Origin of the sequence: Flavobacterium piscinae, from assembly GCF_004122145.1 — a bacterium.
Classification (GTDB): Bacteria; Bacteroidota; Bacteroidia; order Flavobacteriales; family Flavobacteriaceae; genus Flavobacterium; species Flavobacterium piscinae.
Map to the genome: position 1 here is coordinate 47,872 of NZ_SBKQ01000008.1, position 18,457 is coordinate 66,328.

The 18,457-nt window shown below is 33.3% G+C and carries 22 protein-coding genes; 11 read left to right on the forward strand and 11 right to left on the reverse strand.

Going from position 1 to position 18,457, the window contains the following annotated elements; genetic code table 11:
* Positions 1–68: 68 nt before the first annotated feature.
* From EQG68_RS08745 to EQG68_RS08760, 4 genes are read right to left on the reverse strand one after another with little or no spacing between them, the layout of a single operon-like run.
* A complete protein-coding gene (locus EQG68_RS08745; RefSeq protein ID WP_164975419.1) occupies positions 69–689 on the reverse strand; it encodes a hypothetical protein in 621 nt (206 codons plus the stop codon).
* Positions 667–1,251: a 16S rRNA (guanine(966)-N(2))-methyltransferase RsmD gene (gene rsmD, locus EQG68_RS08750; RefSeq protein WP_129464435.1), complete on the reverse strand. Its 585-nt coding sequence runs from the start codon at positions 1,249–1,251 to the stop codon at positions 667–669. Before rsmD ends, EQG68_RS08745 begins: the two co-directional genes overlap by 23 nt.
* Entirely contained in the window at positions 1,248–2,069 is an 822-nt protein-coding gene (locus EQG68_RS08755; protein WP_129464436.1) for a DUF3822 family protein, read from the reverse strand. Before EQG68_RS08755 ends, rsmD begins: the two co-directional genes overlap by 4 nt.
* Positions 2,053–2,814 (reverse strand): hypothetical protein, encoded by a 762-nt coding sequence (locus EQG68_RS08760; protein WP_129464437.1) that lies wholly within the window; start codon positions 2,812–2,814, stop codon positions 2,053–2,055. The genes EQG68_RS08755 and EQG68_RS08760 overlap by 17 nt, the downstream gene beginning before the upstream one ends.
* Positions 2,815–2,932: 118 nt before the next feature.
* Here EQG68_RS08760 and EQG68_RS08765 point away from each other — a divergent pair, with 118 nt between their 5' ends.
* From EQG68_RS08765 to kdsB, 3 genes are read left to right on the forward strand one after another with little or no spacing between them, the layout of a single operon-like run.
* Entirely contained in the window at positions 2,933–4,354 is a 1,422-nt protein-coding gene (locus EQG68_RS08765) for an ATP-dependent DNA helicase (RefSeq protein WP_129464438.1), read from the forward strand.
* Positions 4,355–4,366: 12 nt separating this feature from the next.
* On the forward strand, positions 4,367–4,924 hold the full coding sequence (locus EQG68_RS08770) for a DUF4126 domain-containing protein (protein WP_129464612.1): 558 nt from the start codon (positions 4,367–4,369) through the stop codon (positions 4,922–4,924).
* Between the two features lie 46 nt (positions 4,925–4,970).
* Positions 4,971–5,696 (forward strand): 3-deoxy-manno-octulosonate cytidylyltransferase, encoded by a 726-nt coding sequence (gene kdsB / locus EQG68_RS08775; RefSeq protein ID WP_129464439.1) that lies wholly within the window; start codon positions 4,971–4,973, stop codon positions 5,694–5,696.
* Here kdsB and EQG68_RS08780 read toward each other — a convergent pair.
* Together EQG68_RS08780 and EQG68_RS08785 are read right to left on the reverse strand one after the other, a co-directional pair.
* Positions 5,693–6,664, reverse strand: a complete 972-nt coding sequence (locus EQG68_RS08780; RefSeq protein ID WP_129464440.1) for an endo alpha-1,4 polygalactosaminidase — start codon at positions 6,662–6,664, stop codon at positions 5,693–5,695. The genes kdsB and EQG68_RS08780 overlap by 4 nt on opposite strands.
* A gap of 55 nt (positions 6,665–6,719) precedes the next feature.
* Positions 6,720–7,385: a spermidine synthase gene (locus EQG68_RS08785; RefSeq protein ID WP_129464441.1), complete on the reverse strand. Its 666-nt coding sequence runs from the start codon at positions 7,383–7,385 to the stop codon at positions 6,720–6,722.
* 59 nt (positions 7,386–7,444) lie between these two features.
* Here EQG68_RS08785 and EQG68_RS08790 point away from each other — a divergent pair, with 59 nt between their 5' ends.
* Both EQG68_RS08790 and EQG68_RS08795 read left to right on the forward strand, forming a co-directional pair.
* A complete protein-coding gene (locus EQG68_RS08790) occupies positions 7,445–7,990 on the forward strand; it encodes a 1-acyl-sn-glycerol-3-phosphate acyltransferase (RefSeq protein WP_129464442.1) in 546 nt (181 codons plus the stop codon).
* 79 nt (positions 7,991–8,069) lie between these two features.
* A complete protein-coding gene (locus EQG68_RS08795; protein ID WP_129464443.1) occupies positions 8,070–9,077 on the forward strand; it encodes a hypothetical protein in 1,008 nt (335 codons plus the stop codon).
* A gap of 59 nt (positions 9,078–9,136) precedes the next feature.
* Here EQG68_RS08795 and EQG68_RS08800 read toward each other — a convergent pair whose 3' ends face one another.
* Positions 9,137–9,538, reverse strand: coding sequence for a helix-turn-helix domain-containing protein (locus EQG68_RS08800; protein ID WP_129464444.1), 402 nt, complete (start codon positions 9,536–9,538; stop codon positions 9,137–9,139).
* 283 nt (positions 9,539–9,821) lie between these two features.
* Between EQG68_RS08800 and EQG68_RS08805 the strand changes: the two genes are divergently transcribed.
* The 4 genes from EQG68_RS08805 (at position 9,822) to EQG68_RS08820 (ending at position 14,750) form a co-directional block, all read left to right on the forward strand.
* Entirely contained in the window at positions 9,822–10,976 is a 1,155-nt protein-coding gene (locus EQG68_RS08805) for a M14 family metallopeptidase (protein ID WP_129464445.1), read from the forward strand.
* A gap of 78 nt (positions 10,977–11,054) precedes the next feature.
* Entirely contained in the window at positions 11,055–11,534 is a 480-nt protein-coding gene (locus EQG68_RS08810) for an Lrp/AsnC family transcriptional regulator (RefSeq protein ID WP_129464446.1), read from the forward strand.
* Positions 11,535–11,646: 112 nt separating this feature from the next.
* A complete protein-coding gene (locus EQG68_RS08815; protein WP_129464447.1) occupies positions 11,647–14,220 on the forward strand; it encodes a phosphoenolpyruvate carboxylase in 2,574 nt (857 codons plus the stop codon).
* Between the two features lie 14 nt (positions 14,221–14,234).
* Entirely contained in the window at positions 14,235–14,750 is a 516-nt protein-coding gene (locus tag EQG68_RS08820; RefSeq protein WP_129464448.1) for a DinB family protein, read from the forward strand.
* Between the two features lie 3 nt (positions 14,751–14,753).
* On the opposite strand, the gene EQG68_RS08825 is transcribed toward EQG68_RS08820, so the two are convergent.
* Complete coding sequence (locus EQG68_RS08825; protein WP_129464449.1) at positions 14,754–15,191, reverse strand: DUF1456 family protein; 438 nt, start codon at positions 15,189–15,191, stop codon at positions 14,754–14,756.
* A 105-nt stretch (positions 15,192–15,296) separates the two neighbouring features.
* Positions 15,297–16,091 (reverse strand): alpha/beta hydrolase, encoded by a 795-nt coding sequence (locus tag EQG68_RS08830; protein ID WP_129464450.1) that lies wholly within the window; start codon positions 16,089–16,091, stop codon positions 15,297–15,299.
* Between the two features lie 49 nt (positions 16,092–16,140).
* Here EQG68_RS08830 and EQG68_RS08835 point away from each other — a divergent pair, with 49 nt between their 5' ends.
* Both EQG68_RS08835 and EQG68_RS08840 read left to right on the forward strand, forming a co-directional pair.
* Positions 16,141–16,542: a TerB family tellurite resistance protein gene (locus tag EQG68_RS08835; protein ID WP_129464451.1), complete on the forward strand. Its 402-nt coding sequence runs from the start codon at positions 16,141–16,143 to the stop codon at positions 16,540–16,542.
* 286 nt (positions 16,543–16,828) lie between these two features.
* Positions 16,829–17,263, forward strand: coding sequence for an Hsp20/alpha crystallin family protein (locus tag EQG68_RS08840; protein ID WP_129464452.1), 435 nt, complete (start codon positions 16,829–16,831; stop codon positions 17,261–17,263).
* A 48-nt stretch (positions 17,264–17,311) separates the two neighbouring features.
* On the opposite strand, the gene EQG68_RS08845 is transcribed toward EQG68_RS08840, so the two are convergent.
* Complete coding sequence (locus EQG68_RS08845) at positions 17,312–17,785, reverse strand: DUF1572 domain-containing protein (protein ID WP_129464453.1); 474 nt, start codon at positions 17,783–17,785, stop codon at positions 17,312–17,314.
* A 69-nt stretch (positions 17,786–17,854) separates the two neighbouring features.
* Positions 17,855–18,439, reverse strand: coding sequence for a hypothetical protein (locus EQG68_RS08850; RefSeq protein ID WP_129464454.1), 585 nt, complete (start codon positions 18,437–18,439; stop codon positions 17,855–17,857).
* Between the last annotated feature and the right edge of the window lie 18 nt (positions 18,440–18,457).

Below are 18,457 nucleotides of genomic sequence, written 5' to 3' on the forward strand. Positions count from 1 at the left end.
GTGAAGAGCAGTTCAAAATTCGTTAATCTTCAATCAAAATTCAACATTCTTTATCAATTCCATAAATTTTACTTTTTTTGACAGCCGGAATTTTTCATCAATATTTTTAATTCTTTTTCTAGACATTTTTTTAAAATTGTTTCTATTGATTTCCCAAAAACAACATCTTTGTTTTTGTTTTCGCTATCAATAATGCCGGTGGTTTTGTGGGAATATATTAGTTTCCCTTTTTGAATGTCATAAACTTGAATTGAAATGGATGCTTCTGATTTTTCATTGAAATCATGCGGACTGATATTGATTACTCCAATTTCGTCAGCAATTATTTTACCAATCACCTGAATTACATAATTCACACTATTGGTTGCTTTCAATAAATTTAATTGCTCTTTAGCATTTTTATCATTTAATACCGGAATAATATAAGGTACTTTTCGCTTTCCGTAACTTAAATAGAGTGAGTCTTTGAGACAAGTTGAAAGAGCTACTTCTGTTTGAGTAGTCAAATCATTCCAAGCATTACCATTTACGGTAACATGATTTAAAAACCATTTTCCTTGTGAAAAATCAATGTCATACATGCTAGATTCTGCTATGGACTTGTAGTGCGGAAAATAACAGGAATTAAAAGTCAAAAGGATTATAAAAAGTCCGAAAAAAGGAATTTTATTCTTCGCTGTCATCTTCATTATCTTCATTATTACCTGAATCACTTTCCCATTCAAAAAAAGAAAAAGTAGAACCACCATAATTTTTTTGAAATGAAAAATTGGAAAGATGTTCTAGTTTGGTGTGCTTAGAATGTTCCACAATCATCATTCCGTCTTCTGAGAGAAGCTCTCTTTCAAAAACGAGCTGAACCACTTTTTCAAAATCTTTTTGCTCTATTCCGTAAGGCGGATCGGCAAAAACAATATCGAAATCCCCTTTTGTTTTTTCTAAAAATTTAAACACATCACTTTTGATGGCGGTAATTGTAAAATCGAATTCTGCTGCCGTTTTTTTAATAAAGGAAACACATCCAAAATCGGCATCAACAGAAACGATAGGTTCGCTTCCACGTGATGCAAATTCAAAACTGATGTTTCCGGTACCGGCAAATAAGTCTAAAACTGAAAGTTCCGTAAAATTAAAATGGTTATTTAAAATATTGAACAATGCCTCTTTGCTCATATCGGTTGTGGGGCGAACAGGTAAGTTTTTGGGAGGAGATAATCGGCGACCTTTGTATTTTCCGGATATGATTCTCAAGCGTTAAAAAGTATAAAATGGGTTCGGTTTTTCTGTGTAGTAAACGAATTCGATTTTTGTAAATCCGTAACATCCAACATCGATGTATTTCTAACATATTGATATGCTTTTTGATACAATTCGTCTTGCTCTGTACAATCGCCCAAGATGATTAACTTAAACGACTCCGGATTTAAATGAAGTTGCTCAGCTGTAAATAACAGATAATAAAGAAAGTCTTCCGGAGTTTGATATTCAAAAGAATTAAAAAGCACTAATTTTTGATTTTGAATAATGATGATTTCAAAATGTGTTTTGGCGATGTGTACAAACATATTTTGAGAAACGTCGTTTTTTGAAAGATCTAATAATTTAGAAACTAAAATTCCGGTATAATGTTGGTATTCAAAAGTTCCGAATTGATCGATTAGATAGTTATTTATATTCACATAAGGAACATAAACATTCATCATTTCATATTTTTCGATTTCATCTACGGCAAAGTAGTCAGTGTCAAAAACTTTGGTATTGTATTGCAGGTAACTGCCTTTATAATCTTCGTCAAAAAGTGGCTTTGGAACAAAAGTGCTCAGATTATTTTCATGTAAAACAGTAATTTGATCATACTGTTTTGTTAAATCGGAATAATCTAAAAGTGTTTTCCACAAAGCGTTTTCAATTGTGTAATTTTTTGGAAAATTTTCAAATTCAACAGATTCAAACGAAGTAATTTGCCCCGACAAAGTGTCTCGACAACAAAAAGAAAGCCCATTCAGTGAAACCTGAATGGACAGCTTTTTATAACTTTTTTGAATGATTGAATTATTCGTTATTTCCATATTTTTTAGGCCAGTTTCCTGACAAACTTACTTCTTCCATTGATCCTAAAAGAATGTATTCTCCATTGATGCCATCAACCGATACAACTTTCTTTTCTTTTGCAACTAATCCTTGATCTTGGTCGGTTAACAATTTTGCTTTTTCAAGTTTTGCTTCAAAAACAGGTACATTTAAATCACTTTTCTTAATAAAACCGGCTTTCATATCAATTTTAGCTTCAATATCGCCAATTTTAACGATGTTAAGTCTTTTGTATCGGTCAGAATCTTTGAATAATGAATCTTTGATACTTACTTTACCTAATTCTTTAGTAACAACGATGTCTTTAAAATAACCACCGGTTCCGTCAGGACCTACTGTAATTCTGTAAGCGGCATTTTTTTCAACATCAATTATAGAAGTGTCTTTTCTTTCAATGATTGTAAATTTTTCATTCTCAATAAATGAAATTAAAGTGTCTAAGTTGTCAGTATATTTTCCATTGATAGATTTATAGGCTTGTTGTACAGCTTTGATGTCCAACATTTTATTTACCGCAACTTGAAAACGCTTTTCTTTTAATTTGTCAAAACGAATCGGGTCTTGAATGGATTCGTAAATTAAATAGCCAAACAATATTGTTACAGCCCATAACACGATTGAAATAATAGGTTTCAATTTAGTATTGGTGTTTTTATCAAGTAATTTTACAATTCCAAAAATGGCTAATGCAAGTACTACAACAATTATAACTAATTTAATCATCTTGATTTTTTTTAATTTCAGTTTAAGGCAAATCTACAATTTTTTTTTTTTCTCAAAAGCATTTCACACAAAATTCATCAGTATATTTGAATTTTAATCGTTTCGTAACTTTTCATCAATGAATTCATCTCTGTTTTACAGTATCTTACAAAAATCGTTCCCGTTTACTCCTACTTTAAAACAAACTGTTTTTTTTGAAAAGGTTGCTAATTTCACCACAAATTCAAATTCAAACGAGCTTTTTGTTTTAAAAGGGTATGCAGGTACCGGTAAAACAACATTAATTTCTACTTTAGTTGAAAACTTAATCTCCGTAAACAAAAAATATGTTCTATTAGCTCCTACCGGTCGGGCAGCAAAAGTAATCGCCAATTATTCAGGAAAACCGGCTTTTACCATTCATAAAAAAATTTATTTTCCCAAAAAAAATCCCTCTGGTGGTGTTTCTTTTACCCGACAAATTAATAAACACAAAAACACCATTTTTATTGTTGATGAAAGTTCGATGATCTCGGATGTGAATACCGACTCAAAATCGATGGACAACAATTCGCTATTGGATGACTTAATGAGTTATGTGTATTCCGGTGAAAATTGTAAAATGATTCTACTTGGCGACACAGCTCAGTTACCACCCGTTCACTTGGATGTAAGTCCGGCTTTAAATATAGAAACTTTAATGACATACTATAATAAAGAAGTATTTCATATTGAATTGGATGAAGTAATGCGACAAGAAGAAAACTCCGGAATTTTGTATAATGCAACACTTCTCAGGGAAAAATTAAAGGAGCATTTTATCGATTCGTTTCAATTTTCACTTCAAGGATTCAAAGATATTGTACGTTTAACGGATGGTTATGATATTCAAGATGCCATCCATACCGCATACAGTAAGGATGGGATGGAGGAAACGGCTTTCATTGTCCGCACCAACAAGCGAGCTAATCAATACAATCAGCAAATTAGAAACGCGATTCTCTTTCGCGAAAGCGATTTGTCTGCCGGCGATTTTATGATGGTGGTTAAAAACAATTATTTTTGGTTAAAAGAAACCGATGAAGCCGGATTTATTGCCAATGGCGACATTATTGAAATACTCGAAATTCACAAAATTCAAGAATTATACGGTTTCAAATTTGCCAAAGTAAAAATCAGAATGGTCGATTATCCCAACCAAAAACCATTCGAAACTATCTTGTTGTTGGATACGGTTACAAGCATTTCACCTTCACTAACCTATGAAGAGTCAAACCGTTTATATCAAGAAGTGTTGCAAGATTATGAAAATGAAGGTCCAAAATACAAACAAGTGCAAAAAGTGAAGGAAAACGAGTATTTTAATGCTTTACAAGTTAAGTTTTCTTATGCCATAACATGTCATAAATCACAAGGAGGTCAGTGGAATACTGTTTTTGTAGAACAACCCTATTTGCCGGATGGTGTAGATAGAGATTATATTCGATGGTTGTACACCGCCATTACACGTGCCAAGGAAAAATTGTATCTGATTGGTTATAAAGATGAAAATTTTGAATAAATTTGAAGTATGATATCCATTGAAACTATAATAAGCATTTGTCTCGGCATCGGATTGGCAGCCTCAGCCGGTTTTAGGGTTTTTGTACCGCTTTTTATACTGAGTTTAGCTTCTTACCTAAATTGGATTCCTGTGAATGAGTCCTGGAGTTGGTTAGGCGAAACACCGGCTTTAATCGCATTGGGCATTGCCATGATTTTTGAAGTTTTAGCGTATTATATTCCTTTTGTAGACAATATTTTAGATACGATTGCGGTTCCACTAGCGGCAATTGCCGGAACAGCAGTTATGGCTTCTTCATTAGTTGATTTCAGTCCGCTCTTCACTTGGGGTTTAGCCATAATTGCCGGAGGAGGAACAGCCGCAGCCATTAATTCTGCCACGGCTGCAACCAGACTCACTTCAACTGCTGCCACAGGGGGAATTGGTAATCCATTTGTTTCCACCGTTGAAACAGGAACTGCCACAGTTATGTCATTCACCTCTATTTTTATACCTATTTTAGCCTTTATTTTAGTGCTTTTTATTTTCTTTGTGGGAATGAAATTATTCAAAAAAATAATGAAATAGAAAAAACTTAGCAACTCAGCTTCTCAGTAACTCAGCCACTTTAACTATGAAAATCATCGCCGTCATCCCAGCTCGTTATGCTTCTACTCGTTTTCCGGCTAAACTTATGCAAGATTTAGGAGGAAAAACAGTCATTACTCGAACGTATGAAGCGGCAGTCAATACCCATTTATTTGATGATGTTTTTGTTGTAACGGATTCGGATTTAATTTTCAATGAAATTGTTTCGAAAGGCGGGAAAGCCATTATGAGCATTAAAGAACATGAAAGTGGTAGTGACCGAATTGCCGAAGCGGTTGAAAATTTAGACGTTGATGTGGTTGTAAATGTGCAAGGAGACGAACCTTTCATTAACAAAGAACCACTTGAAAAAGTGATTGAAGTTTTTAAAAAAGATGTTGAACAAAAGGTCGATTTAGCTTCGCTTATGCGAGAAATCACCGACTGGAATTCGATTGAAAACCCAAATAACGTAAAAGTAATTGTCGATCAAAACGGATTAGCATTGTATTTTTCACGTTCGGTTATTCCATATCCTAGAGAAAAAAATGTGGGTGTTCGCTACTTCCAGCATATCGGAATTTATGCTTTCAGAAAACAAGCCTTGTTGGATTTTTATCATTTACCAATGAAATCATTGGAAGCTTCTGAAAAATTGGAACAACTTCGCTATTTAGAATATGGTAAAAAAATCAAAATGGTAGAAACCAATCATGTTGGAATTGGAATAGATACGCCCGAAGATTTAGAAAAGGCCAGACTTCTTATTTAATTGTACAAAGCATAATAGGCTTCCACATTGTCTAAAAACACACCGTCAAATCCGGCATTGATAATTTTTTTCATGTATGAATCTTCCTTGCCAAACATCATTTTCTGCCATGTAGGCTCCCAAAATTCTACATATATTTCGTTGTCATAACCTTTGTAGTTCTTTTTAAGCCATTTCGGATTACCTAACTTCCAATCGGATTGCCAATAACTTCGCCAGTTTTCTGCCGCACCAATGTTGAGGTAACAAATAACCAATCGTTTTCCGCCGTTTTTCTTTATTTTTAGTTTTTCTAAATCGGCTTTGGTATAGGGAAAACTCAAATAATATAAATCGATTAGAATTAAATCAAAATTGCTATTGGCAACCTTTTCAATTAATTCCTTTTTAGTGTCAAAATCATCAGCATTAATGAGGTATAAGAAATTTTGAACATCAACTAATTTAGTAATATTGTTCGAGTTTTCATTTAGTGTTTTTTCAGGAATAGTATGATAATGATAATTGTCTGCCGTTCTGATAAACGGAACAAATCCGGCTTCTTGATTCAATTTAACAATTCTATCTTCATCATTTTTCTCTTTTACAAACTCAGAAACAATTACTTTTTTGTCATTTGGTATTTTTTTTAAGTTATTGATTCGATAATCATCTGCCTTACCCTTTTCGTCCAAAAATAATTCCTCAATCGCTATTCCGTCAATGGCGTTTATATATTCTTGGCACAATGGATTTTCTGGATTAACATTTTGAAAAGCTAATTCCGAACCGTTTTGCGGAATAACAATAAAATCAGGATGAAATTTTCGGGCATATTTTGAAATGCCAATCACCATCTCTTGCATTTTTTTTCCTGCTTTTTGGGTGTTTTTATCTTTATCATCCATTTCAAAACCAAATAAAATGAGCAGGGCTAAACCAATTGGGAGTAGGTAATATAATTTTTTCATGTTGTGAATTTCTGCCATCAAATGTACTGATTTATTTAGACTTGATTGTTTTTCATACAATTAGTATACCAAGTTATTTTTCTTTTTGTATGATGATTAATTCATTGTGTTCTTCTACCCGTGGAAGTGTCCAAACTTTATATTTTTCAGTATCAAAAAAGGAAAGATAAGCTTTGTTTCGAGCATTGTCATGAGTATTCAAAATCATTGTGTTAAATAAGATATATCCTTTACTATTTAATACCTCAGTTAACCGATTCTGAAAGAAATTTTCAAACAAAAATCCGGGCATTACAGTGTCTTGAAAGATGTCAATAATAATCAAATCATATTTCATTTTTGTTTTTAACACAAATTCAAAGGCTTCATGATGAATAATATTGAGGTTTTTGATTTTATTTAAACCAAAATGTTCATTAGCCAAATCAATCACTTTTTCATCCAATTCAATGCCGGTAATTTTTCCTGTGTAACCGATTTCATCTACTAATGTTTTGATGACACTTCCGCCGGCAACACCTAAAACAAGAACGTGATTTAGTGGTTTTATGTTCTCAAAGCCAATACACAGAAGCCCTTTTCGAAGGATGCGTTGCAGACTACCATACGAATAATTCGTATTTAAACTATCCAAAACCACTTCTCCGTTTACCATGGTAACTTCCAACGATTTACTCACTTCAGAAGTCGTTTTGTGTAGAGGAATAGGATAGAGGTAGCTGATTATTTTTTTGAACATTCGATAATTTTTATCAAAAATAAGGCATAAATCGTATTTTTACTAAAATATTTTAGGCAATGAAGAAATGGCTATATAAATTGATTTTTTTCAAATTGATGGGATGGAAAATCTCAGGAACGATTGAAGCAACTGTAAAAAAATGCGTGATGATTGTTGTGCCTCACACCAGTTGGCATGATTTCTATATCGGACTTTTCACAAGAGGAATTATGGGATTGGAAATGAATTTTGTCGGAAAGAAAGAATTATTTCGATTTCCCTTTGGCTATTATTTTAAATGGATGGGAGGTGAGCCATTAGATCGATCAGGAGGTTTAAATAAAGTGGATGCTATTTCAAAAGTTTTTCAAAATAGAGAAATTTTCAGGTTGGCTATTGCTCCGGAAGGAACCCGAAAAAAAGTTACCGAATGGAGAACAGGGTTTTATTACATTGCTCTTCAAGCCAATGTGCCCATAATTCCGGTTGCTTTTGATTATTCTAAAAAACAAGTCAAACTTGGTGAACCGTTTTATCCAACCGGAAAAATAGAAGAGGATTTGTTGTTTTTACAAAAATTTTATATTGGCGTAATCGGTAAAATACCTGAAAATAGTTTTTAAAGAAAAAAAATCAATTATTTAAAAACCAATTGTAATTTGTTTTCGTACATGCATGTATAAACACTTAAAATTATACAGCATGAAAAACAAAAATTTATTTACGGCGGTTATCTTGAGTTCAATCTTATTTATGTCATGTAGTGATGACGATAGTAACCAACAAACAGTTAGTGAAGTAAAGTTGTTTACTTCTAGTAATACTTCAGGAATGGTATCGGTAATGGATTTACTTCCTTCCATGCCGACTACTCAAAGTTTTTCGGTAAATTCTACCGACGCAGATGGAATTCATTACTATCCGTCTACCGACGAAATTATTCTTGCATCACGGTCAAATAATCGTTTAGAAGCTTATGGAAACGTTAGTGAAGCATTGATGAACAACAGTTCAAGTTTAACTTTGGCTTACAGTAGCACATCTGATTTTAACAATGCAAGAGAGATTGCGGTTGCAGGGAATACAGTAATTGTAACGCAAGATCAAGCTGAATCTAACGGAAATCAAAACAAATTATTTGTTTACGAAAAAACCGCTTCCGGATTTACATTGCAAAGAACATTTGAAGTTGATATAAAGTTGTGGGGAATCCATTTTGACGGAAATAACTTGTATGCAATCGCTGACTTAACTAGTGATTTAGTAGTTTATAATAATGTGTTGGGCAACTCCTCAGGCCCTCTGGTTTCCAGCAAGCGAGTGACAATTGAAGGTTTGGTAAGAACACATGGAATTACTTATTCAAGTGTAGAAAACACGATGGTGTTAACGGATGTTGGAGCTGCCGCTTCGGATTCTGACGGAGGGGTGATTGTAATTAACAATTTTTCTTCAGTTTTCTCGTCCACAGCTAATAACGGAACAATTTCAATGGCTAATCAAATTAGAATCTACGGTCCTAGTTCAATGTTAGGAAATCCGGTTGATGTGGCTTATGATAATGTAACAAAAATGATTTATGTAGCTGAAAGAGCAAATGGGGGTGGGAGAGTATTAACTTTCTCTGTTCCTTCCACAAGTGGCGATTATGCCCCAACAATGAACAGACTAGAACCTGGTTGTGCTGCAGTTTTCTTGCTGAGAAGATAGTTTTTTGTGTTTGTTTTATTGGTCCTGAAAGCCTTGGCTCCTGTGAGTCTTGGCTTTCTTTATTTGGGTAAATACGTTTTAAAAGTACCATTTTTGTAGAAAACTACTATTTTTTCAACTTCGTCTTGGTTAGAAAAATTGAATTTATCCGACTTGGTAGTTTCTAACTTACTGTTCTCTTCACTTTTTTTCAAAGGAAGAACTTCATTTATTGAAATGTTTTCTGACGAATTTGATTTAGGAAAATTTCCTTTATTGAACAAAAACCAATACAAATCTACTTCGGGAAATGCTTCTGTAATTTTAATTACAAATTCTAAACTGGGTTTGTTTCTACCGGAGAGTAGGTGAGAAAGGCTTGATCGCTGCACGCCAATTTTATCCGCAAAAGCAGAAGCACTAAGTTGAAAATAATCTAGTATTTTTTCCAATTTTTGTACAAATTCCTTTGTGTTTTGCATACTATAAAATAATTGATTTTTTGATGTTACAAATGTAATCAATAAGTTGTTTTAAATAAATGTTACAAATGTAATTTAACTTTTTAAGACAGTATTTAATTAAATAATATATTTAATTAAATTAAACAAAATAAATGATTATCAATAACATAATTTATTAATATTTTAGTTTGTAAATTTTATACATTTCTGTGTTTACAAAGTTAAATTTTTATTTCTTTTCAGACTGTTTACAAATGTTATTACAAAGATGATTACCTTTGTTTGGCTTAAATTTACCAAAATGAACTACCTTTCTATTTACCAAAAAAATAAAGAAACTGATTTGAAAGGACGCTACATCACACTCCAAAACATTGAACCTGTTTTAGGGAAACATTTTTCTAAAAACGAAATTCAAGTTATAGGTAAATCAGTAAAGGGAAAATCAATTTATGCTTATCAAGTTGGAACCGGAAATTTTAAAATTTTACTTTGGTCTCAAATGCATGGAAATGAAAGTACAACCACAAAAGCACTTTTTGACCTTTTTAATTTTCTAGACTCCGATGTGGAGCAAGTAAAAAATTGGAAAGAAAGATTTAGTTTCTATTTTATTCCGATGCTCAATCCGGATGGTGCGGAAATGTATTCAAGAGAAAATGCAAACCAAATAGACTTAAATCGTGATTTTATTCATCTATCTCAGCCTGAAAGTCAATTGTTGATGAATGTTTTTAAGGATTTTAAACCTGATTTTTGTTTTAATTTGCACGATCAACGAACTGTATTTGGTGCCGGACAAACAAAAAATCCGGCAACTGTTTCGTTTTTGGCTCCTTCTTATAATGAAGAAAGAGAAATCAATGCAGTGCGTTTAAAGGCTATTAATTTAATAGCAGGAATAAATGAAGAACTTCAACAGTTTATTTCTAATCAAGTGGGGCGATTTGACGATGGGTTTAACCGAAATTGTGTAGGAGACACTTTTCAACAATTGGGTGTGCCAACTGTTTTGTTTGAAGCCGGACATTTTCAAAACGATTATAACCGAGAAGAAACGCGAAAATTTATTTTCATCAGCTTGTTGAGTGCCTTCCAACTGCTTTACGAAAACGATATAGTTAATAACAAAATTGATGATTATTTGAAAATTCCGCAAAATAATCCTTGTTTTTTCGATATTGTTTACAGAAATGTCAAAATAAATTATGATAATTCAAATTTAATAACGAATTTTGCAGCACAATTTAAGGAGGAAATTATCGAAAATCAATTGGTTTTCAAGGCGTATATTTCGAGTGTAGGGGATTTAAATGGATTTTATGGTCACACCGAATTTGATGCTCTACAAGAATTGTTTCAAGATGATGAAGGTAATTTTCCTAAAATTAATGAAAAAGCTGACTTTATGTTAGGAAATAACAAAATATTTGTTAATGGTTTGCTAAAAAAATAACAATATCGTTTTTTTATTGAATAAATTGTACTTCTTTTGTAGCATTAAATAAACAACAATAAATACATACAAAAAACCATGAGTAAGTTTCGTTTAGATGAAGTAGATCACCAAATTCTTGACATGTTAATTGACAATACGAGAGTTCCTTTTACGGATATCGCAAAAAAACTATTAATTTCTGCCGGTACCGTTCACGTAAGAGTAAAAAAAATGGAAGATGCCGGAATTATCATGGGATCGTCTTTAACGTTGGATTATGAAAAGTTAGGTTATTCTTTCATTGCCTATGTTGGCGTTTTCTTGAATAATACCTCTCAAACTAAATTTGTTTTGGAGCGTATCAACGAAATACCTTATGTAACCGTTGCTCACGTGACAACCGGAAAATTCAATATTTTCTGTAAAATTAGAGCAAAAGATACCAAACATGCCAAAGACGTGATTTTTATGATTGATGACATTGATGGAGTTTATCGCACAGAAACGATGATTTCATTAGAGGAAAGCATCAACGACAAAAAACGTTTGATGCACACGATTTTCAAAAATATGTAAGTTTATATTCAACTTCAAAAACCCTCTCCATTATTCGGTGAGGGTTTTTTTATGCCTTTCGGTTTTCTTTCCCCTAAATAATTCACTAATTTAGTGAGCAAAAAAAGAGTCTATGTACACGCTTCCCAAAATTGAACGATTTCACCAAAATGTAATATCTAAATATCAAATTTACAATAGTGTTTTTATCACGCTTCCTTTTGATGCGATTGATAACACCGGCGTACTTTTGCCTCTTTTTACAGAAGTCTGTGAAAGTGGTTTTAAGAACGAACAAAATCCGGAGGAAATTTTTAACTATTTCTCCGCCAAATATTTAGAAAACCCAACCGAAGAGCAGAAAATTGAATTAATGTTTCGTTTCATTCAATATATCGAACGGCAAATTGTTTTGTTTGATGCTATTGAAGATGCGGCTTTTCCCATTGTAAATAATATGGAAGGGCGAGGTTCACTTCGTGATATGAAAGAAAAAGCCGACCAACGTTCTAAACGAAAAGAATTAAAAGAGTTTCTTGAAAATTTCCAAGTCCGGACTGTGTTAACCGCTCATCCTACTCAATTTTATCCCGGTGCTGTGTTGGGAATTATCACCGATTTAACCGAAGCTGTAAAAGTAAATAACTTGGTTGTAATTAAAGAATTACTGGCTCAATTAGGAAAAACTCCTTTTATTAAAAAAGAAAAACCTACGCCATTTGATGAAGCGGTAAGTTTGATTTGGTATTTGGAAAATGTGTTTTATCCAACTGCCGGAGAAATGATTCAATACCTTCAAAAAAATATTTTTGATGGTGAAGAAATTCACAATTCTATTTTTAATTTAGGATTTTGGCCGGGAGGCGATCGGGATGGAAATCCGTTTGTGACGACCGAAATTACATTGAAAGTTGCCGAAAGGCTTCGAACTTCTATCTTAAAATCATATTACTCAGATATTCGTAAATTAAAGCGAAAGCTTACGTTTAAAGGTGTTGATACGTTAATTGCCGATGTGGAAAGTAAGTTGTATCGTTCCGTTTTTTATTCAAGAGGGGAGATTTATATTTCTTTTGATGAATTCAAATTAGTATTGAATAAAATTAAAAATATTATTAAAGACGAACATCAATCGCTATATTTAGATGAAATTGACTTGTTATTAAACAAACTCAATTTGTTCGGTTTTCATTTCGCAACCTTGGACATTCGTCAAAATAGTCGTATTCACAAAGCGGTTTTTCAAGAAATTGTGGACACAGAAAAGTCTCTTTTTCCGGCAAATTATTCTCAATTAAGTGAACAAGAAAAAATCGAAGTTTTAGCTACAATAAGTAGTTCATTAACAGAAGCTGATTTTGAAAACGATATCACCAAATCCACCATAAGTTCTATTCACGCCATGAAAACCATTCAGGAGAAAAATGGCGAATTGGGGTGCAATCGCTACATTATCAGCAACAACGAAAGTGCGTTGAATGTGATGGAAACCTTTGCAATGTTTAGCCTTTGTGGTTGGAAAAATCCTTCGGTAGACATCATTCCGCTTTTTGAATCGGTGGATGATTTACAAGCAGCCGACAAAATTATGGAGCAATTATATACCAATTCCGCATACAAAAAGCACCTTGAAAATAGAAACAACGTTCAAACTGTGATGCTTGGTTTTTCCGACGGCACTAAAGACGGGGGTTATTTAATGGCGAATTGGAGCATTTATAAAGCTAAACAAACACTAACAGCTATTTCAAGAAAATATGGCGTAAAAGTGCTGTTTTTTGACGGTAGAGGTGGTCCGCCGGCAAGAGGTGGAGGAAAAACACACAAGTTTTATGCTTCAATGGGACCAACCATCGAAAATCAGCAGATTCAAGTGACGGTGCAGGGTCAAACGATTAGTTCTAATTTTGGTACTTTGGATTCGTGTCGTTATAATTTAGAGAATTTGTTGAGTGCCGGTGCTACCAATCAACTTTTTAACAAAGATGAAAATGTGTTAACTGAAACTGATAATCAAATTTTTGATGAATTGTCACGGTTGAGTTATGATAAATATTTGAAATTCAAACAACATCCGAAATTCATCCCTTATTTGGAAAAAATGAGTACACTGAATTATTATGCCAAAACCAATATCGGTAGTCGACCGTCCAAGCGAAATAAAAGCGATCAATTGGATTTTAACGATTTGCGTGCCATTCCGTTTGTGGGTTCTTGGAGTCAACTCAAGCAAAATGTACCCGGTTTTTTTGGAGTTGGAACCGCTTTGAAACAGTTTGAAGCAACCAATCAATGGGAAAAAGTAACCCAGTTGTATCAAAATTCTTTGTTTTTTAAAACATTGATTGAAAACAGCATGATGTCGTTATCTAAATCATTTTTTCCGCTAACGGCCTATATGCAAAAGGATGAAGAATTTGGCGAGTTTTGGCAGATTATTTATGATGAATACTTGGAAACCAAACGCTTACTACTCAAATTATCCGGTTTCACCGAATTGATGGAAAATTATCCCGACGGAAAAGCATCCATTGAAATTCGAGAACAAATTGTGTTGCCCTTGTTGACGATTCAGCAATATGCGTTGTTAAAAATCAGTGAATTAAAAAAACAACCCAATCCGGACGAAAAGCAAATTGCGGTGTATGAAAAAATTGTAACCCGTTCGTTGTTCGGAAATATTAATGCGAGTAGAAATTCGGCTTAAAAAAGTAAAAAAAAATGAACTCATCCTCTTTACAATCAACAGAATACGCATCGTATTATTCACCATACATCAATGCATTAGGTAATGTAAATTTGATCGAAGAATTAGAAAATTCAATGCAAAATTTTGAAGAATTTCTAATTCAAATTCCATCTGAAAAGCACGAATATCGTTATGCGGAAGGAAAATGGGCCATCAAAGATATTGTGCAACACCTTGTTGATGCTGAACGAGTTTTTGCCTATCGATCCTTGCGGTTTGCCCGAAAAGATCAAACGCCACTTCCCGGTTTTGATGAAAATGAGTATGTTGAAGCTACAGCAGCTAATAGTAGAACGCTATCCGATTTACTACAAGAATACAAAGCAGTTCGTTTAGCAACGTTGTATTTGTTTAAGTCATTTACAGACGAAGAATTAATGTACACCGGAATCGCTTCAAATAATTCTTTTACCGTAAGAGCTATGGGTTTTATTGCGATAGGTCATCTAAAGCATCATCAACGGATAATTGCAGAAAGGTATTTGTAGGAACTATTTTTTCTTACCGTTATTAAACTTTACTTTCTCTACGATTTCAGGTTTTGCCTCTGGTTTCTTTTTAAAACCAGGTTTTCCGGTTGGTTTTCCTGTTGGTCGTAGAGTTGATTTTTGTACAGGTTTTTTATCACCTATTGGTTTGCTTTTTGGCTTTTCTGTGGAAGGAGAAGTTGGTTTGTGACTTTGAATCACTTCCATTGGATTTTTTGGATTTTCTTTAGTTCCTCTTAAATGAATCACCAATCCGTTTAAAAAATTACGCAACACCTGATCACCACATTCCATATAATTCGGATGGTCAGCATTGCGAAAAAATGCTCCTAATTCCGCTTTCGAAATACGAAAATCAACCAATTGTAAAATGTCTACAATTTGGTCATCCCGAAGTTGCAAGGCGACACGGAGTTTTTTGAAGATATCGTTGTTGTTCATGTTTTTAGAGTTGCTGAGTTACTCAGTTTATTATATTAATTTGCAAAGATAAGAGTTAAACTAATGAAATGAATTTTTATTTTTTCATAAACAGATAGCCAACAATTATTCCAATATCCATTTAACCGCCTCACCAAAATTCTCTCTCCATAACTTTTCATTATGTTTTCCGCCTTTAATGATGACTTGTTTGAAGTTCGATTTTTTACAGATGCGTTTTTCAACCAAAGTGGTCATTTTTGTAAAATCGCTAACCATGTCTTCGCTTTCGCTGTCTCCGCATAAGAAATAGAGTTTTGCGTTTATTTTTTCTGTTTTTTCCGTTAAGGTATAGATGTCATTGGTGTACCAGAAAGAAGGGGAGAAGACACCTGCTTTTCCGAACGTTTTCGGATACTTTAATACTGCATAATACGAAACCAATCCACCTAACGAACTCCCGAAAATAGTGGTATGTTTGGCTTTTATTTTGGTTCGAAAAGTTTTGTCAATATGTGGTTTTAAAGTATTTACAATAAATTCCAAATACGCATCGGCATTACCACCACCGTGTTTTTCGTGTTTAAACGGAGTTAATTCCTCCAAACGTTTTTCGTTACCGTGTTCGATACCAATAACAATGACATTCATTTTTAAACTGTCTAACGTTTCATCAACCTTCCACTCGCCGGCATACGAAGTTTTGGCATCAAACAAATTTTGAGCATCGTGCATATACAATACTGGATATTTTTGGGTTGATTTTTCATAATTCAACGGCAAATAAACCCATATTTTCTTAGTAGTTTGCAATTGCGGAGCGTCTATCTCGAAAGTAGTATAACGTTTTTGACTCCAAACGTTTTGACTAACAAAAACTAGTATCCCGAAAAGAATAAGTATCGAAAAAATTAACTTCATTTTTTGATAAATTAAATGGAAAAACTAAATTAGCCAAAAATAGGGTTTTATGATTACATATAAAGAAAAATTAAGTCTATTAGGCGATATGATTGAATTGTCAAGGGTTGATGGTAAAGTACATGACCGTGAATATGAATTTATCAAAATGGTGGCAGAAGAATTGAATGTTCGCGAAACCGATTTTGAAGAATTATTTTCACTTCCCAATGAACTTTTGGTATTTAAGTCAGAGTTTAAACGCATCGAACATTTCTATCGTTTGGCTTTGCTTACGCATTGTGATCATCATCACCATGAACGCGAGCATGAATTTATGCATCAGTTGGGTTTAAAATTAGGTCTCAATCCGTTTTCCATCAAAAGGGTTTTGGCTGAAATGGAAAAATCACCCACGGGAATGATTGAACCTGATTTGTTATTAAGTATTTTTACAGAGCAACATAATTGATTTAGCATATTAGCAATTGGACGAAGGAAATTTTACGGAATAGTTCATCCTCTTGTCATGTTGACCAAAAGAGGCATCACTTTCTTTAGCTAACCTAAAAACAGAAATTCTTTAATCAACAACGACTGAAAAAATGTCTGTTAAAACCTTGTTAATCAAGCTTTAAATCTGAAAATTTGTCTGTTTTAAAGTTGAAAAAATGTCAATTTGACTTTTATTTTCAATTGGTATAAACTTTGTCTTTTACAAGTCAAAAGAAAATGTTTAACCTATAAAATAAAAAGTTATGACACTTGTAAAAACAACCAACCGTTTCCCATTTCCTGCTGTTTTTGATGAATTTTTCAAACCCGATTGGATGGGAGGAATGGAACGCATGAACAACACCGTTCCACCTGTAAATATTAAAGAAACCGAAACCACTTTTGTGGTAGAATTGGCCGCTCCCGGCAAACGCAAAGAAGATTTTAACATCGAATTGGATGACAACGTGTTAACCATTTCTTCTGAATCCAAACACGAAAAAGAAGAAAAAGACAGCGACGGTAAATATACCCGTAAAGAATTCAGTTATTCTTCTTTCAAAAGAGCGTTTACACTTCCGGAAATTGTAAACGAGTCGGATATCAATGCTTCGTATGAAAATGGGGTGTTGCACATTACACTTCCCAAACGCGAAGAAGCCTTACCTAAACCAAAACGATTAATTGAAATTGGTTAATCATAAAGTAAAATGAGAAAAGCACCTTTCGGGGTGCTTTTTTTATGTTTATTCGTGTGATGTGCTGAGTTTTTTGATTAATACAATTTGTCCCAAATGATAATAACTGTGCTCAATCATGCCATCAATATTGCGATAGTAACTGCCATAATTAGGATTGGTAAAATCAGTATTGAGTTGTTCTTCGGTGAGTTGTTCGACATGGTGAGCAAAGGTTTCTGCGTCTTTCCAGAATTGGTGTAAAAAGGTTTCCCATTGAGCTTGTGAAGTAATGGGCGGAAAATCGAAACTGTATTTATCTTTGATGTCCAACGTGCCACCGGCAAATACTTGATTGATGCCGTTGATGTAGTAATGAACGTGTTGAGCCAAAACGGCAATGGTGTTGAGGTTACTAACTTTTTGGGTGACCATTTCCCAATTTGTATTTTCCAACTGGGCTTTAAAATTGGTATTGGCAATCCATGTGCCGTTTAAAATGACTTCACGGATGCGGGTGGCGAGTTGGTGGGAGGTTTTCATTTTTATTTATTTTAAACCATATAAGGCATATAAGTTTATTTTAAAAGTAAAAGATTGTTGTTGAAGTAGTTATATTTTCATTATGTAAAGCCTTATCCGATGAACAGGATTAATAGTTACCATACCTCTTTTTTCATAATAATTGGAAACAGTGATATATAATTCAACTTTTGTAGTATCGTTAGGTTTCCAAGTAGCATTTTCTTCAAAGAATAATTCTTGTTTGTATTTTGCTAAATTTGAGTAATTATTTTTTGTTGTAGGTTGACCGAGTTTTTTTGAAATTTCTTTTTTAAGATTTTCATATTTAGAGATTAATTCTTTTTCGAATTCCTCAGACTTTTGATTATTATCTTGTTTTTCAAAGTTATAAACATCCCATTCATATTCAATCTGAGTTAACGCACTATCCTTTTCATAAAACTGATAACTTACAATACAATTTGGAATTCCTTCTTCCTTTCTTAGAAATCGAATAGGTTGTGCTATTCCTTCGCCGGAATAATATCGTGATTCATTTTCTAATCGTATGCTTCCTAATTTTTCCTCAATTTTTATGTAATCAAATAAAGAAGTTTTATGAATTTCAAGGTTAAACTCTTGTCCTAAAGCAGCGATTGAAATAAATAGAAAAGTAAAAATTAATTTCTTCATATATTTTGGGTGTAATAA

What these genes read in the sequence shown, in the direction of transcription:
- EQG68_RS08745 (WP_164975419.1), bottom strand. Translation starts at nt 689, where the DNA reads ATGAAGATGACAGCGAAGAATAAAATTCCTTTTTTCGGACTTTTTATA.
- EQG68_RS08755 (WP_129464436.1), bottom strand. Translation starts at nt 2,069, where the DNA reads ATGGAAATAACGAATAATTCAATCATTCAAAAAAGTTATAAAAAGCTG.
- EQG68_RS08760 (WP_129464437.1), bottom strand. Translation starts at nt 2,814, where the DNA reads ATGATTAAATTAGTTATAATTGTTGTAGTACTTGCATTAGCCATTTTT.
- EQG68_RS08765 (WP_129464438.1), top strand. Translation starts at nt 2,933, where the DNA reads ATGAATTCATCTCTGTTTTACAGTATCTTACAAAAATCGTTCCCGTTT.
- kdsB (WP_129464439.1), top strand. Translation starts at nt 4,971, where the DNA reads ATGAAAATCATCGCCGTCATCCCAGCTCGTTATGCTTCTACTCGTTTT.
- EQG68_RS08780 (WP_129464440.1), bottom strand. Translation starts at nt 6,664, where the DNA reads ATGGCAGAAATTCACAACATGAAAAAATTATATTACCTACTCCCAATT.
- EQG68_RS08785 (WP_129464441.1), bottom strand. Translation starts at nt 7,385, where the DNA reads ATGTTCAAAAAAATAATCAGCTACCTCTATCCTATTCCTCTACACAAA.
- EQG68_RS08790 (WP_129464442.1), top strand. Translation starts at nt 7,445, where the DNA reads ATGAAGAAATGGCTATATAAATTGATTTTTTTCAAATTGATGGGATGG.
- EQG68_RS08795 (WP_129464443.1), top strand. Translation starts at nt 8,070, where the DNA reads ATGAAAAACAAAAATTTATTTACGGCGGTTATCTTGAGTTCAATCTTA.
- EQG68_RS08800 (WP_129464444.1), bottom strand. Translation starts at nt 9,538, where the DNA reads ATGCAAAACACAAAGGAATTTGTACAAAAATTGGAAAAAATACTAGAT.
- EQG68_RS08805 (WP_129464445.1), top strand. Translation starts at nt 9,822, where the DNA reads ATGAACTACCTTTCTATTTACCAAAAAAATAAAGAAACTGATTTGAAA.
- EQG68_RS08810 (WP_129464446.1), top strand. Translation starts at nt 11,055, where the DNA reads ATGAGTAAGTTTCGTTTAGATGAAGTAGATCACCAAATTCTTGACATG.
- EQG68_RS08815 (WP_129464447.1), top strand. Translation starts at nt 11,647, where the DNA reads ATGTACACGCTTCCCAAAATTGAACGATTTCACCAAAATGTAATATCT.
- EQG68_RS08820 (WP_129464448.1), top strand. Translation starts at nt 14,235, where the DNA reads ATGAACTCATCCTCTTTACAATCAACAGAATACGCATCGTATTATTCA.
- EQG68_RS08825 (WP_129464449.1), bottom strand. Translation starts at nt 15,191, where the DNA reads ATGAACAACAACGATATCTTCAAAAAACTCCGTGTCGCCTTGCAACTT.
- EQG68_RS08830 (WP_129464450.1), bottom strand. Translation starts at nt 16,091, where the DNA reads ATGAAGTTAATTTTTTCGATACTTATTCTTTTCGGGATACTAGTTTTT.
- EQG68_RS08835 (WP_129464451.1), top strand. Translation starts at nt 16,141, where the DNA reads ATGATTACATATAAAGAAAAATTAAGTCTATTAGGCGATATGATTGAA.
- EQG68_RS08840 (WP_129464452.1), top strand. Translation starts at nt 16,829, where the DNA reads ATGACACTTGTAAAAACAACCAACCGTTTCCCATTTCCTGCTGTTTTT.
- EQG68_RS08845 (WP_129464453.1), bottom strand. Translation starts at nt 17,785, where the DNA reads ATGAAAACCTCCCACCAACTCGCCACCCGCATCCGTGAAGTCATTTTA.
- EQG68_RS08850 (WP_129464454.1), bottom strand. Translation starts at nt 18,439, where the DNA reads ATGAAGAAATTAATTTTTACTTTTCTATTTATTTCAATCGCTGCTTTA.